Source organism: Shewanella maritima (genome assembly GCF_043643735.1).
GTDB lineage: Bacteria > Pseudomonadota > Gammaproteobacteria > Enterobacterales > Shewanellaceae > Shewanella > Shewanella maritima_A.
The window spans coordinates 1-14,472 of the sequence record NZ_JBHZSM010000016.1 but is presented as its reverse complement, the minus strand read 5'-3'; the positions used below and the strand labels follow the sequence as shown (position 1 = coordinate 14,472).

The following is a 14,472-nucleotide window of genomic DNA, read 5'->3' as shown; positions in this document are numbered from 1 at the left end:
GGAAATATGAAAAAGCCAATAGTGATAAAAGTGGGTGGTGCTCTATTACAACAAGCTGAAAGCTTGAGCAGTTTCATGGCAGCAGTTAAGAGCATGATTGATGCTGGTCAACCTGTTGTACTGGTGCATGGTGGCGGTTATCTCGTTGAACAGCAGTTACAGGCAAACAGTAAACAAACCATTAAACTTGATGGTTTAAGAGTGACCCCTGAAGATCAAATTGACATTATTGTCGGGGCGTTAGCCGGAACTGCAAACAAACAAATACAAGCAGCGGCAATCGCGGCGGGTATCTCTGCCGTAGGTATGAGCCTGAGTGATGCCAATACTGTTTCGGCAAAAGTCATGAAACCTGAATTAGGTTTGGTGGGAGAAGTTGTCGCAAATGACGATAGCTATTTGCAATTTATCATTGCGAAAGGGTGTTTGGCTGTATGCAGCTCCATTGCCATTGATGAGCAGGGTAACTGTTTGAATGTCAATGCTGATCAAGCTGCAGTGGCCATCGCGCAGTTATTACAAGGTGGGCTAGTACTGTTATCTGATGTACCTGGTGTGCTTGATGCAAACAAACAGTTACTAACTCATTTAAATGAGTCACAAATTCATGCACTGATTACACAAGGTGTGATTGAGAAAGGCATGAAAGTTAAAGTGGAAGCAGCCCTAGCAGTGGCCCAGCAATCTGGTGTCGCAGTCAATATTGCTTCTTGGCAAGACACAATAGGGCTCATGGGTTTTGCCAATGGTGGCAACCTTGGCACTCAGATCCAACCATAGGAGATTAATAATATGAACCATCTTCTGACGATAAAAGATTTAACTCAGCAACAACTTCTCGATTTGCTGTCACTCGCTAAGACAATTAAAGCGAATCCACAAGATTATGCTCAAGCTTTAGCGGGTAAAAGTGTAGTAATGTTATTTGAAAAGCCATCACTGCGTACTCGGGTCAGCTTCGATATTGGCATTAATAAGTTGGGTGGACATGCCCTGTATTTAGACCAACAAAATGGCGCCTTGGGTAAACGTGAGCCAGTATCTGATTTTGCCAGTAATATTTCGTGTTGGGCTGATGCTATTGTGGCGAGAACCTTTGCTCATTCAACGATTGAACAGTTAGCGCAGCATGGTTCAGTACCCGTGATCAATGCACTGTCTGACATGTATCATCCATGCCAAGGTTTGGCAGATTTTCTCACACTAGCAGAGCACTTTGATGATGTAAGCAAGGTTAAACTTGCCTATGTAGGTGATGGCAATAATGTCACTCATTCACTGATGTATGGTGCAGCCTTATTAGGCGCGAAAATGACAGTGGTGTGCCCGCTAGGACACTTCCCAGATGGCCAAGTAGTATGTGAAGCTCAAGCACTGGCTAAGCAACATGGTGGCGAATTGATACTGACATCTGATGTCGAAGCCATGGGTGAGCAAGATGCTATTTATACTGATACTTGGTTATCTATGGGTGACAATACGCCAATGGAACAAATTGAGGCAAAGTTTAAGCCTTACCAAGTCAATGAATCATTGATGCAACAAACTGGTGCTAATTTATTTATGCATTGCTTGCCAGCGTACCGTGAAGTTGAAGCTACCGCCGCAGTTATTGATGGTGAAGGCTCATTAATTTTACAGCAAGCAGAAAATCGTATGCATGCACAAAATGCAGTGTTAGTGACCTTGTTAGGTTAATCACCCAATTTAATTTACTTGCCTAGCAAGAGAGTAGTAGGAACAGAATCATGAGCATTGAACAACACAATGATGTAAAGAAAGTCGTATTAGCATATTCAGGCGGTTTAGATACGTCAGCTATTATCCCGTGGTTAAAAGAAACCTATAACGACTGTGAAATTGTCGCCTTCTGTGCCGATGTCGGCCAAGGTGATGAAGAGTTAGAAGGCTTACACGAAAAAGCCATCGCTTCAGGTGCTTCAGAATGTTATATCGTCGACTTGAAAGAAGAGCTGGTGGCAGATTACATTTATCCAACGATTGCGACTGGTGCAATTTATGAAGGTACTTACTTGTTAGGTACTTCTATGGCGCGCCCAATCATTGCTAAAGCACAAGTTGAAGTTGCCCGTAAAGTCGGCGCTGATGCTGTGTGCCACGGTTGTACAGGTAAGGGTAATGATCAGGTTCGTTTTGAAGGCTGTTTTGCTGCACTCGCACCAGATTTAAAAGTGATTGCGCCATGGCGTGAATGGTCAATGGTTAGCCGTGAAGATCTATTGGACTATCTAGCAGAAAGAAATATTGAGACAACAGCCTCAGCGACTAAGATTTACAGTCGTGACGCGAATGCTTGGCATATCTCTCATGAAGGTGGTGAGCTAGAAGATCCATGGAACGAGCCAACTAAAGAAGTCTGGACCATGACGGTAGCCCCTGAAGATGCACCCAATGAACCTGAATATGTCACCTTAGGACTTGCGCAAGGCAAGGTGACTGAAGTTAACGGTCAATCGTTATCGCCGTACGCTGCATTGATGCAACTTAATGATATTGCAGGTAAACATGGTGTGGGTCGGATTGATATTACTGAAAACCGTTTAGTGGGCATGAAATCACGTGGTTGTTATGAAACACCTGGTGGAACAGTCATGTTTGCAGCGTTACGGGCAATTGAAGAATTAGTGCTAGATAAAACCAGCCGTGATTGGCGTGAGCAAGTCGGTCAGCAAATGGCACACTTAGTTTATGACGGTCGTTGGTTTACGCCATTATGTGAGTCACTACTAGGCGCGTCCAAGCCGCTAGCAGATCTGATTAACGGTGATGTGGTATTGAAGCTGTATAAAGGTCAAGTCACAGCAGTGAAGAAGCGTTCGCCTAACAGTTTGTATTCTGAAGAGTTTGCCACATTTGGTGAAGATGAAGTTTATAACCAAAAAGATGCAGAAGGCTTTATTCGGTTGTACTCATTGGCTAGCCGTATTAGAGCATTGAACAGCAAGTAACTCTCAATATTGACTAGCACCAGAATATTAGCATCAGTTGGCTAGCCAAACATTGCGTTTGGTGTAGCCACTTTGATGAAAAGCATAAGCGAAACATAAGATTTAGAGGACAACATCATGGCGTTATGGGGCGGAAGATTTCAAGGTGAAAGCAGTGCGCTATTTAAGTTATTTAATGATTCACTGCCAGTAGATTACCGCTTATTTGAGCAAGATGTTGTTGGCTCGATTGCTTGGGCCGATGCGATTGCCAGTGTTGGGATCATTACGGCGCAAGAATGCACCGATTTAAAAGCGGCATTAAATGAGCTATTGGCTGAAGTGGGTGAAGACCCGCAGCAGATTATCGAGCATGGCGCAGAAGATATTCACAGTTATGTTGAGCAGCAGCTCATTGCTAAAGTGGGTGACTTAGGTAAAAAGTTACATACTGGCCGCTCTCGTAATGACCAAGTCGCGACAGATTTGAAGCTTTGGTGTAAAACTCAGGGTGATTCACTATTAAGTAAATTATCGACTCTGCATAGTGAGCTTATTGCACTTGCTGAAAGAGAAGTTGATGCGGTTATGCCTGGCTACACGCATTTACAACGGGCTCAACCTGTCACATTTGGCCATTGGTGTTTAGCGTATGTGGAAATGTTTGAGCGTGATATTAGCCGTTTACAGGATGCGCTTAAGCGGGTTGATGCTTGCCCACTTGGCTGTGGTGCACTGGCAGGTACAGCGTACCCAATTGATCGTCATGCATTAGCGGCGTCTTTAGGTTTTGCACGCCCAACATTAAATAGCCTTGATACCGTATCTGACAGAGACCATGTGGTAGAGCTTTGCAGTGCTGCGTCAATTAGCATGATGCACCTAAGTCGTATGGCTGAAGACTTAATTTTCTTTAATGCAGGCGAAGCTAACTTTATTTCACTTAGCGATGAAGTGACATCTGGCTCATCATTGATGCCGCAAAAGAAAAACCCAGATGCATTAGAGCTGATCAGAGGCAAAACCGGTCGGGTATATGGCAGCTTGGTCGGTATTTTAACTACGATGAAAGCCCTGCCATTAGCCTATAACAAAGACATGCAGGAAGACAAAGAAGGTTTATTTGATGTTGTTGATAGCTGGTCCATTTGTTTAGATATGGCAGCATTGGTGCTTTCTGGCTTATCAGTTAACCGCCCTCAGGCTCTTAGTGCTGCTCAACAAGGTTATGCAAATGCCACTGAGTTAGCCGACTATCTGGTAGCGAAAGGAATGCCATTTAGAGAAGCGCATCATGTGGTGGGTGAAGTGGTAGTATTTGCTATCAATGAGCAAAAAGCCATTGAGGAGCTGACAGTCAGTCAATTACAGCAATTTGCAGATGTGATTGGCGATGATGTATACCAAGACCTCACCATTGAAGCCTGCCTTGAGAAGCGTGATGTATTAGGTGGCACTGCGGTAAAACAGGTTAAAGCGGCGATTGAAGCGAAAAAATCTGCTTAGGTTACTTTACGTTGCCCTGTAAGTGTTCGTGGTAACTATTTTAAAAAAGAATAAAGCCCCGTCAGGGCTTTATTCTTTAAGCAAGCTTAAAAGGCTAAACAGGTTAAAAGTGCTATTTTTTGATAAACTCATAGCCCCCTTTTACAGCGCCCCAAACTTGTTTGCCGTCGGCATCAAAGCCTCTGTCCCAGCTTAATATCTTATCTGCTGTTACCATCACCTCAGATGTTGCGTAACTCGCCCCTCTTAGCTGACTTTTACATTCATCTTCTTTGGTTGAGCCAATAAAAGCAGATGTAGATTCATTCCAAGTTAAATATACCGTGCAACCCTGCTTTATGGTTAAGTCATCAGGAGTCAGGTTGGCAAGAGGCTGCGGTTTTTTGTAATCCCCCGCGTATGACTTGGGGTTTTCAAAGGTATACACCTTACTGGAGAATTCAGTATCAGAGATAGCCGATACTTCATAAACCCGCTGTCTATATGGGGCTTGCAAATGTGTTACTGCAGCTTGCTCGACATACAGCCAAGTTGATTGATGTTCTGTCCAGATTTGCGTCATGTTTAGGTGGATATTAAAAAAGTCTGCATCAGCACTGGCTTGTTGCTCACTATCAAAGTGGCCTTGCATCCACTCAAGTAGTAGCGCTTTTTTATCTTGTGTCTGATCTGCAATAGCTGGCAGGCTGAAGGTCGTGGCGAGTAAGCAGGCTGCCGCAGTTAAGGTTGTTTTCAAAGGAAGTCCTTTCCGTCAGGTTATTTACAACAGAGACCTTAAACAAATCATTATAAATAGGCAAATGTTTAGCCAAGTTGTTACTTAGGGGAGATGACAGGCAATAAAAAACCAGCCACTTGGGCTGGTTTTAATCACTCATGCAGTATTAGTATGAACCGCCAGTTTGCTGTTCTGAATAATCAAGCTGCTCATGAGATTTACCCATGGCTTCAGCAACTTCAGGAGGCATGTAAGTTTCATCATGCTTTGCCAATACTTCAGTTGCTTCAAGCGTATTATTTTCGCCTAATACACCCTGAGCTACGATACCTTGTCCCTCACGGAATAAGTCAGGTAACAAATCATCGTAAGTGACCATGATAGCACCACCAAAGGCGTCGTGGATTTCAAACTCAACTTGCAGACTGTCAGGGTCACGGGTTAGTGTTCCTACAGTCACCATACCACCGACACGGATACGCTGTCCGAGTTCAGGACGCTCACCAGTTCCTTCTTTACCGTTTACAATTTCGTAAGGGGTAAAGAATAAGTTTAAGTTAGAGTTCAGGGCATACAGTAATAGTGAAGCCACTACTGCGACGCCACCGATTAATGATACGGCTAAAGTTAGTCGTTTTTTACGTCTTGGATTCAGGTTCACTGTTTGTTTCCTCTTGATTCTTTAAGTCTTGCTTCACGAGCAACTTTAGCTGCTATCTGTTGAAGCACTTTGCGTTTTTTACGCGCACTGCTAATGATAAGGATCCCTAAACTTGCTGCAGATACACCGTAAGCAAGCCATACATAGAAGGCATAGCCGCCCATGTCTAAAAATTGGTTTAATGAATCAAATTGCATTACTTAGCTGCCTCTTGTGTTGCTATTTCACGTACCCACGGGCGCATGCCGTTACGCGCTAATACTTCTGCACGGAATCTTACTAATGTTAACGCACCAATCATTACGCCAAAACCAAAGATGTTGATTAATAGCGGCGCTAACATTTCCATTGGCATAGCTGATTCTTCTGTAATCTTGATTGTGGCTGGCTGATGTAAGCTACTCCACCACTCAACAGAGTACTTAATAATTGGAATATTAATCACACCAACTACTGCTAAGATCCCAGCTGCACGTGCTGCAAGCACTTTGTCTTCAAATGAAGCGTAAAGTGCAATCACACCTAGGTATAAGAATAGAAGTACTAACTCTGCAGTCAAGCGAGCATCCCATACCCACCAAGTACCCCACATAGGTTTACCCCAAGTGGCACCGGTAAATAGTGCGATGAAAGTTAACACTGCACCGATTGGCGCAATAGATGCTGCCGCCCAATCTGCCGCTTTAATTTGCCATACCAGACCAATAAATGAGGCTGTTGCCATCATCATATAAGCCGTCATAGACATTGAAGCCGCTGGTACGTGGATATAAATGATTCTGAAACTTTCACCTTGTTGGTAGTCCATTGGCGCAAACAATAAGCCCCAAGTCGTACCGATACCGATCAAAGCAATTGCAATGCCAGCAAACCAAGGTAACAACTTGCCTGCAAGGTTATATGAACGCTGAGGATCAGCGTATGAATTAAGCCATTTCCACATTTAGTTAGTACTCACTCGTAAAGACGCACCAATTGCTATCGGTGCCAAAATTAATGAACCCGCCAACATCGCGCCGATAAATGCGAGGTGACCAGTATAAGATAAACCAAAGGTTGCAGCATCGATGGCGCTGGTGGCAAAAATTAACACTGGGATATACAGTGGTAAAATAAGCAAACTCAGTAACACGCCACCTTTGCGCAGACCAACTGTTAACGCAACACCAATTGCGCCTAACAATGACAGTACTGGTGTCCCTATCGCTAATGTGGCAACTAATGCAACATAGCTATTTTGATCTAGGTGTAACAGAACTGCTAATAAAGGTGCAACTAAAATAAGTGGAACACCGGTTAAAATCCAGTGTGCAAATACTTTTGCTAGCACCATTAACGATAATGGTTGTGGGCTTAATAACATTTGCTCAAGGCTGCCATCGTTATAGTCGGCTTTAAATAAGCGTTCTAGAGACAACATTGATGCCAGTAATGCGGCTACCCAAATAATGCCAGGTGCAACACGGCTTAATACCTGTGGTTCTGGCCCAATGCCTAAGGGGAAAAGGGTCACCACTAATATAAAAAATAATAGTGGGTTAAAAATATCACCACGGTGTCTAATCGCAATTTGAATATCGCGTTTTAACAGTGTGTAAAATGCACTGGTGTAGCTAATACCTCTGTTCATTTTGATACCTTATACGAAGCGATAGTCTAAACGGATTTTGCGTAATTTTTCATCTGGAACAACGCCCATGTCTTGGTGGGTTGTTAAGATAACGCAGCCTCCAGACTCGGCATGCTTGAGGAATAGGTTCTCTAACTCTTCCACGCCTTTTTTATCAATGGCCGTAAAAGGTTCGTCCAATATCCAAATTCGGCAATTGGTGTGCCAGAGTCTGCCTAGTGCCGTTCTACGGTGTTGCCCAGCAGATAAGTGACCTGCCAACGCATCCTCAAAACCGCTTAAATTAACCTTCGCTAAAATATCATTTGTATCGTGTGTATCGTAACCACTTAACCTTAAATTGAAGTTAAGATTTTCTTCTGCGGTCAATTCGCTTTTCACACCAGGTAAATGCCCTAAATACAATAAGTCATGATTAAACTCGTCACGGCAGCGCAAAATATCTTCTTGAAGATAGTGCACAGAACCTGCGTAAGGGCGCGAAAGGCCAGCAATAATTCTTAATAAGCTGGTTTTACCTGCACCGTTAGGCCCTTCAATTTGGACAATATCACCAGCGTGAATATTAAAGCAGAGTTGATCAAATAGAATGCGCTCTTCGCGGATACAGGTTAATTCGTTAGCGCGAAGTAGGACGTCTTGTTGTGGTTTTTCTGTCACTTAGCCCTCGTTAAATTAGTGAGGAAGAATACATGAATAATACTAACATAATCCTATTACTGGCGTTACATTAGTTAGTTATGGACATTCAGCAATTTGATTTAGTTCCAATAATTTAACTAAAAATTGAACTTGTTCAATTTTCACTAATATATTACCAAGACGTTGATTTTTTGCTTTTCTTAAATGCCAAGGTGAGATTGTTATCACAAAAAGGTGAGTTTTTTTGCAGTTTGTAGTATTCTGCCCTTGCTAAAAGAGTCTGCCTTCTGGAACAAAGGGCAGCGTTAAGCTTTGTATTTATTTGCAATTAGGAACGTTGAACATGAAAAAATTGTTAGCAATGTCTGCAGTAGCCGCATTAACTTTGTCTGCGAATGTATTTGCTCAAGAAGGTGAAGCCGTTTATAACAAAGCATGCCAAGTATGTCACAGCATGGGAGTTGCCGGTGCTCCTAAAGCTCATGATGCTGCAGCATGGGAACCAAAAATGGCTAAAGGTATGGAAGCGCTTGTAGCTTCTGTTAAATCAGGTCTAAATGCAATGCCACCTGGCGGCATGTGTACTGATTGTACTGATGAAGATTACCAAAAAGCTATCGAGTTTATGTCTAAGTAATCTTGAAGCTGAATAACAAAAAACCGGCTAATGCCGGTTTTTTTGTGTCGGAGTTACGAGCTTAGCTCGTGCTGACTTAACTTATTGCACGATTGTATCAATCGTTAATGAAGCATCATTACCCACTTTTACAGCATCGACTTTACCTTTAAAGTCACCTGCTTGGGCCTTCACACTGCCGTGCTTAGAAAGTACAGCAATAATTTCTACTTCATTTGCACCACTTAAGGTGACATCTCCGCCCATAGAGGTACTGTCATCTAGCGTCACTGTCGCTGGTAAGCTTGCTGCACTAATTTTGGTCGCAGCCAACGGTACTTTAGGGCCTGTAGTTGAACGAGCAAATATAAATACCATATCGGTTGAAGCGACTTGCTGTGCTAACTCTGGCGCGATATTAAGTGTTACATCAACTGTTTTCACTTGAGCTGAATCAGTGTTTGAACCCGTCGCTCCCATTGGGTTGTGAGCGGCATCATTTGGCATAGCACCCATGTTCGATTGCATGCTCATTTTTGCAGATTGGATCGCATTCATAATTGCTGCACGGTCAACATCTTCACGGTTGCTATCTAAAATTAGCTGCCATGCATCGATGGCTTTTTGGTAATTAGCAGTAAAGAATGAGTCCATACCAACTAGCAATAGTGTTGATGGGTCACTTGGGTCAAGTTCCAATGATTGATCAATAATTACTTGAATCTGAGGAGTGATCTTCTGACCTGCGCTGTAGTACATTGCTGTAGCTTTAGGACCTAATAGTTCAGAGTGGGTACCCACTAGCTCCATTACTTTATCAAAAGCAGCAATGGCTTGGTTATATTTACTGGCAGAAATGTAAGCATGACCAAGTGAGAACCAAGCTTGACTGTTATTTGGATCAGCTTGTACTTGTGCTTCCATCATTTGTACACGTTGAGCCATCATTTGCTCTTGTGTCATACCTTGATGAGGATCTGCAGCAGCTTGTGGCGGATTAGATAACTCTTCATATGCACCTAGTTGCTGGTAGAAGTAACCACAAACGGCAAAAACAGACACAGTCATGATAGCGGGCCATAAGACACTTTTAGGCTTTGCAGCTTCTTTAAGTGAATCATTGCTCTCTTGTTTCATGTTTTGTAAAAGGTTGACTTCAAGTTCTTTTTTTAGAGACTCAAACTCTTGTTGATCCAACAATTCATCTTCAAGCTCTTTTTCAAGAATCCCAAGACGTTCATTGAACAATTCTAAATTCGTTTCTTTGCGGACGTTCTCTTCTTCGGCCTGTAACAGTTTTTGTTGGCGGAAGTGAGGTACCCAAATCATGAGTAAGCTGACGGTTACGGCAAGCGCAATAAAAATCCAAAATGTGGTCATTGTTTAAATATTCACTTTTAGTTTATAGAAAAGCGGAATATCCGCTTGGCTTGAAGTTGTAGATTATACGTAAAGATTATTCATTGAACAGTAATATAAGGAATATATGAATCTCAATTCTTGAGAGTTGAGTGCTGGTTCACATATTGCCAGAAAATAGTCATCTATAGCGGAAACTTTTACTTCAAGAGCAGGTCATACGCTAAATATCTATGTCTGCAACTTTTCATATAGATGACAATCTTAATCATATTGCTAGCTAACAGAAGTGAGACAAGTAACCCAGTTTTGCATGAAAAGAGCAGACATTAATCTTAGCAAGCTCTAAAATGATTAAAATTCGTTTAAGCTAATGTGACTATATTCGTGTTTCACATGTAGCATTTTGTGAGTAGAGATACTCTTATTAACTTAAATCTAATGAGATTGAGGAATACCCATGATTCCAGAACTTGGACATTTTGCGCTAATTATTGGATTGGCATTTGCCTTTCTATTAGCTAGCGTGCCGCTCATAGGGTCGATCAAGAAAGATCCGTACCTTGTGAGATTCGCCTGGCCTTTAACTTACGGTATGTTCTTATTTATCACATTTTCTGTGGTTACCTTAGGTTATAGCTTTGCAGTTGATGATTTTTCTGTTGCATATGTAGCCCATCACTCAAATTCTGAACTTCCTATCTTCTTTAAGATTGCAGCGGTTTGGGGTGGTCATGAAGGTTCATTACTGTTCTGGGTATTCTCTCTAACGGTTTGGGCTGCAGCAGTTGCTAAGTTCAGTAAAGGTTTAGAAGAAGTCTTTACTGCTCGCGTACTGTCTGTACTTGCAATGGTTATTGTTGGTTTCACGCTGTTTATGATTCTAACTTCAAGTCCATTTGAGCGCTTATTCCCAACGCCGATGGAAGGTCGAGACTTGAACCCAATGTTGCAAGACGTTGGTTTGATCTTCCACCCTCCAATGCTTTATCTCGGTTATGTAGGTTTTGCAGTTAGCTTTGCATTTGCAATTGCTGCCTTAATGAGTGGTAGCTTAGACTCAGCTTGGGCACGTTGGTCACGTCCATGGACATTAGCGGCTTGGGTATTCCTAACAGGTGGTATCTCACTAGGTTCTTGGTGGGCATACTATGAACTAGGCTGGGGTGGCTGGTGGTTCTGGGACCCAGTTGAAAACGCTTCATTTATGCCTTGGTTGATTGGTACAGCCTTGCTTCACTCTGTCATCGTGACTGAAAAGCGTGGTGCATTCCGTAACTGGACGGTATTACTGTCAATCTTTGCTTTCTCATTAAGCTTGTTAGGTACCTTTATTGTACGTTCAGGTGTACTGACTTCTGTTCACTCGTTCGCAGCGGACCCAAGTCGTGGTATGTTCATTCTCCTTCTTCTTGGTCTCGCCATTGGTGGCTCGCTCACCTTGTTCGCATTCCGAGCAAGTGAAATGAGCAGCCCTGCCAAGTTTGAGCTTAAGTCTAAAGAAACTATGCTACTGGTATGTAACGTGTTACTCACCGTTGCAGCAGGTACTGTATTACTAGGTACGCTTTACCCTCTATTAATTGATGCCTTAGGCATGGGTAAGATTTCTGTAGGACCTCCATACTTTAACGCTGTATTTGTACCGATTGTACTTGTCCTGTTTGGTTTCATGGGTATTGGCCCAATCATTCGCTGGAAGAAATCGAAAGCAGGTGAGCTGAAGCGTCAATTAATGGTCCCTGCAATTATTGCGGTAACCTTTGGTTTTGCTTCGCCGTTCATCGCTGGTGACGAGTTCAAAATTTGGGTTGCGTTAGGTATCACTGCTTCAACATGGATTTTCCTAGCAACTTCACGTGCTGTATATAACTTACTGCGCAATAAAGATGGTAGCTTTAGTATTGCCCGCCTAGGTCGCAGTGAGCTAGGTATGGTCATTGCTCACTTAGGTATTGCTGTCTCTGTTGTCGGTGCCACAATGGTATCTAACTATTCAGTAGAGAAAAGTGTGCGTATGGGGCCTGGCGTGAGTGAAGAACTTGCTGGCCACACATTCAACTACATTGAAACACTGAATGTTGTTGGACCAAACTACACGGCTCAGCAAGGTCAGATTGAAGTTTATAAAGAAGACAAGTTCATTGCGTTATTGCGCCCTGATCGTCGTCAATACAATGTTCGCACTATGGATATGACTGAAGCTGGTATTGATTGGGGATTATTCCGCGATTTATACGTCACCATGGGCGATCCTATTAGCACAACTGAGTTTGCTGTTCGTCTAAACTACAAGCCATTTGTTCGTTGGATTTGGATTGGTTCCATATTCATGATGATTGGTGGTTTCTTAGCGGCATCTGATAAACGCTATCGCGTGAAAAGTGCTGCCAAAGAAGAGACAAGTAAACCAGAATTAGCGACAGCCTAATCAAGCGACCGCCTAATTAAAATGGAGAATTTATGAAAAAGTTGGTGCTGTTTATACCCTTAGTACTGTTTTTAGGGATGGGTATCTTTCTTTATCAAGGATTATTCTTAAATCCGCAGAAGCTTGATTCAGCATTGGAAGGAAAGCCGATTCCGGCTTTCCAACTTGAAAAGCTAGAAAATGCGAGCGAGTACTACACACAAGAAGATCTTAAGGGTCAGGTGTCAGTAATGAATGTTTGGGCCACATGGTGTCCAGCATGTAAATACGAACACCCATTCTTGATGATGCTTGCTCGTCAAAATCAAGTCCCTATTTACGGCATCAACTACCGTGATGATCGCGCAGCTGCTATCAGAGAGTTACGTCGTGAAGGTGATCCTTATGCGAAAAACATTTTCGATGTTGATGGGCGCTTAGGATTAGATTTAGGTGTATATGGTGCACCTGAAACCTTTATCGTCGATCACAATGGTATTATACGTTTTCGATATGCAGGTCCTATCGATGGTGGCATTTGGCAAGAAACCTTATATCCAATGATCCAAGAGCTACAAGCTGAAGCTAAGTTAGAAGGTGCATCATAATGAAAGCGTTTAAATTATTAATAGTTGCCTGCTTCTCTATGGTGCTATCAGTTTCAGCGTTAGCTGACAGCAATGATAATGTTGATACCTATCAGTTTAAGTCTGATAACAATCAAAAAAGAGCTTTGTCGTTATCGCATAACTTGCGTTGTCCGCAATGTCAGAATCAGAATCTGATTGACTCTAACTCACCAGTTGCTGACGATCTTCGACTAGAAGTTTACAAAATGGTCGATGAAGGTCGTACTGACAATGAAATTATTGATTTCATGACTAGTCGCTACGGTGACTTCGTACTTTATAAGCCAAGACTTGACCCTAAAACATACATCCTTTGGGGTGGCCCATTTGCATTATTAGCAATTGGACTTTTTGTTGGTCTATTCTGGGTTCGTCGTCAAAAAACGGCCGTGGATGATAATTCTGATTTAACAGATGATGAGCAAAAACAGCTTGATGAACTACTTAATCGTAAATAAATGATGAAATCTATACTGAGTATCATTCTCGTCACTGCATTGGTTGTATCCTCATACAGCCATGCATACCCAGGGATGCAGCCCAAGCAAGAACCAACATCTAATTCAACGCTAGAGTTGATTAATGTTTTGCCAACGCCTTTCCCTATTGCCTTAGTCGATTTCGATACCATTGATGGTACTAAAATAGATTTTGAGCAATATAAAGGTAAAGTTGTCGTCATCAATATGTGGGCAACTTGGTGCCCACCTTGTGTACGTGAATTACCTGCATTAGATCGATTAGAAAAAGCACTAGATAAAGATGACTTTGCCTTATTGCCAATTTCTATCGATGCTCAGGGCAAGGAAATCGTTCAGCCGTTTCTAGAAAAGCTTGAACTCACGGAGTTCACTTCTTACTTTGACCCACAACAAAATTTACGGGAAGTGTTTCCACTAGAAACAATACCTGCAACGTTTATTTTGAACAAACAAGGTGAGTTAGTTGCATTTGTACGAACCTATGTGGATTGGGATGATGAAAACGCACTAACCTTTTTAGAGCAGTTTAATACCCCTGCAGAAACTAGTCAGCCAAAAGCCGCAGACTAGCACGTCAGTAGACACACAATATTTAGCTCATTTATTAGCTAAATTGATTAAAAAAGATCGCAATTGGTGAAATGATCATCAAGCGATCTTTTTTTTGCCTTTTTATTTATAAAAGCCCTTGCGTGGTTTCTAAATCTCCCTATAATGCGCATCCACTGACACGGCACAGCGGCAAACAATTACGGTATGCAGCAAACGTGACATCTTGATTTGAATCGCAAATAAGCATCCAAATCAACGGCGAAAAGAAAGTTTGAAAAAACCCTTGACGCCACAACGGGAATGCGTAAAATACGCAGCC

At 42.4% G+C, this 14,472-nt stretch carries 16 protein-coding genes; 9 read left to right on the top strand and 7 right to left on the bottom strand.

What is annotated here, in order from left to right:
- The first annotated feature begins 6 nt into the window (after positions 1 to 6).
- The 4 genes from argB to argH all read left to right on the top strand — a co-directional run bounded on the left by argB (position 7) and on the right by argH (position 4,454).
- Positions 7 to 780 (top strand): acetylglutamate kinase, encoded by a 774-nt coding sequence (argB, locus tag ACHUGF_RS15245; RefSeq protein ID WP_394132490.1) that lies wholly within the window; start codon positions 7 to 9, stop codon positions 778 to 780.
- Between the two features lie 12 nt (positions 781 to 792).
- Positions 793 to 1,698 carry an ornithine carbamoyltransferase gene (locus tag ACHUGF_RS15240; RefSeq protein ID WP_394132488.1) on the top strand — a complete coding sequence of 302 codons (906 nt, stop codon included), beginning with the start codon at positions 793 to 795 and terminating at the stop codon, positions 1,696 to 1,698.
- A gap of 50 nt (positions 1,699 to 1,748) precedes the next feature.
- On the top strand, positions 1,749 to 2,969 hold the full coding sequence (locus tag ACHUGF_RS15235; protein WP_394132487.1) for an argininosuccinate synthase: 1,221 nt from the start codon (positions 1,749 to 1,751) through the stop codon (positions 2,967 to 2,969).
- Between the two features lie 117 nt (positions 2,970 to 3,086).
- Positions 3,087 to 4,454, top strand: a complete 1,368-nt coding sequence (argH, locus tag ACHUGF_RS15230; protein ID WP_394132485.1) for an argininosuccinate lyase — start codon at positions 3,087 to 3,089, stop codon at positions 4,452 to 4,454.
- A 112-nt stretch (positions 4,455 to 4,566) separates the two neighbouring features.
- Here the strand turns inward: argH and ACHUGF_RS15225 are convergent, their stop codons facing one another.
- From ACHUGF_RS15225 to ccmA, 6 genes are all read right to left on the bottom strand, one after another.
- Entirely contained in the window at positions 4,567 to 5,190 is a 624-nt protein-coding gene (locus ACHUGF_RS15225; RefSeq protein ID WP_394132483.1) for a chromophore lyase CpcT/CpeT, read from the bottom strand.
- A 148-nt stretch (positions 5,191 to 5,338) separates the two neighbouring features.
- Positions 5,339 to 5,827, bottom strand: coding sequence for a cytochrome c maturation protein CcmE (gene ccmE / locus ACHUGF_RS15220; RefSeq protein WP_394132598.1), 489 nt, complete (start codon positions 5,825 to 5,827; stop codon positions 5,339 to 5,341).
- A 2-nt stretch (positions 5,828 to 5,829) separates the two neighbouring features.
- Positions 5,830 to 6,030, bottom strand: coding sequence for a heme exporter protein CcmD (gene ccmD / locus ACHUGF_RS15215; RefSeq protein WP_394132481.1), 201 nt, complete (start codon positions 6,028 to 6,030; stop codon positions 5,830 to 5,832).
- Positions 6,030 to 6,776, bottom strand: a complete 747-nt coding sequence (locus tag ACHUGF_RS15210) for a heme ABC transporter permease (RefSeq protein WP_394132479.1) — start codon at positions 6,774 to 6,776, stop codon at positions 6,030 to 6,032. The genes ccmD and ACHUGF_RS15210 overlap by 1 nt, the downstream gene beginning before the upstream one ends.
- Entirely contained in the window at positions 6,777 to 7,463 is a 687-nt protein-coding gene (gene ccmB / locus ACHUGF_RS15205; protein WP_394132478.1) for a heme exporter protein CcmB, read from the bottom strand.
- A 9-nt stretch (positions 7,464 to 7,472) separates the two neighbouring features.
- Positions 7,473 to 8,123 carry a cytochrome c biogenesis heme-transporting ATPase CcmA gene (gene ccmA, locus ACHUGF_RS15200; protein ID WP_394132476.1) on the bottom strand — a complete coding sequence of 217 codons (651 nt, stop codon included), beginning with the start codon at positions 8,121 to 8,123 and terminating at the stop codon, positions 7,473 to 7,475.
- 325 nt (positions 8,124 to 8,448) lie between these two features.
- On the opposite strand from ccmA, the gene ACHUGF_RS15195 reads away from it, so the two are divergent.
- Positions 8,449 to 8,742 carry a c-type cytochrome gene (locus tag ACHUGF_RS15195; protein WP_394132474.1) on the top strand — a complete coding sequence of 98 codons (294 nt, stop codon included), beginning with the start codon at positions 8,449 to 8,451 and terminating at the stop codon, positions 8,740 to 8,742.
- A gap of 81 nt (positions 8,743 to 8,823) precedes the next feature.
- Here the strand turns inward: ACHUGF_RS15195 and ccmI are convergent, their stop codons facing one another.
- Positions 8,824 to 10,101, bottom strand: a complete 1,278-nt coding sequence (gene ccmI / locus ACHUGF_RS15190; RefSeq protein WP_394132472.1) for a c-type cytochrome biogenesis protein CcmI — start codon at positions 10,099 to 10,101, stop codon at positions 8,824 to 8,826.
- A gap of 439 nt (positions 10,102 to 10,540) precedes the next feature.
- On the opposite strand from ccmI, the gene ACHUGF_RS15185 reads away from it, so the two are divergent.
- The 4 genes from ACHUGF_RS15185 to ACHUGF_RS15170 are packed head-to-tail and all read left to right on the top strand — an operon-like array spanning position 10,541 to position 14,171.
- Positions 10,541 to 12,511: a heme lyase CcmF/NrfE family subunit gene (locus ACHUGF_RS15185; RefSeq protein ID WP_394132470.1), complete on the top strand. Its 1,971-nt coding sequence runs from the start codon at positions 10,541 to 10,543 to the stop codon at positions 12,509 to 12,511.
- A 32-nt stretch (positions 12,512 to 12,543) separates the two neighbouring features.
- Positions 12,544 to 13,098, top strand: a complete 555-nt coding sequence (locus tag ACHUGF_RS15180) for a DsbE family thiol:disulfide interchange protein (protein WP_394132468.1) — start codon at positions 12,544 to 12,546, stop codon at positions 13,096 to 13,098.
- Positions 13,098 to 13,577 (top strand): heme lyase NrfEFG subunit NrfF, encoded by a 480-nt coding sequence (gene nrfF, locus ACHUGF_RS15175; RefSeq protein ID WP_394132467.1) that lies wholly within the window; start codon positions 13,098 to 13,100, stop codon positions 13,575 to 13,577. Before ACHUGF_RS15180 ends, nrfF begins: the two co-directional genes overlap by 1 nt.
- On the top strand, positions 13,578 to 14,171 hold the full coding sequence (locus ACHUGF_RS15170; RefSeq protein ID WP_394132465.1) for a TlpA disulfide reductase family protein: 594 nt from the start codon (positions 13,578 to 13,580) through the stop codon (positions 14,169 to 14,171). It begins immediately after the preceding gene.
- Positions 14,172 to 14,472 lie beyond the last annotated feature (301 nt).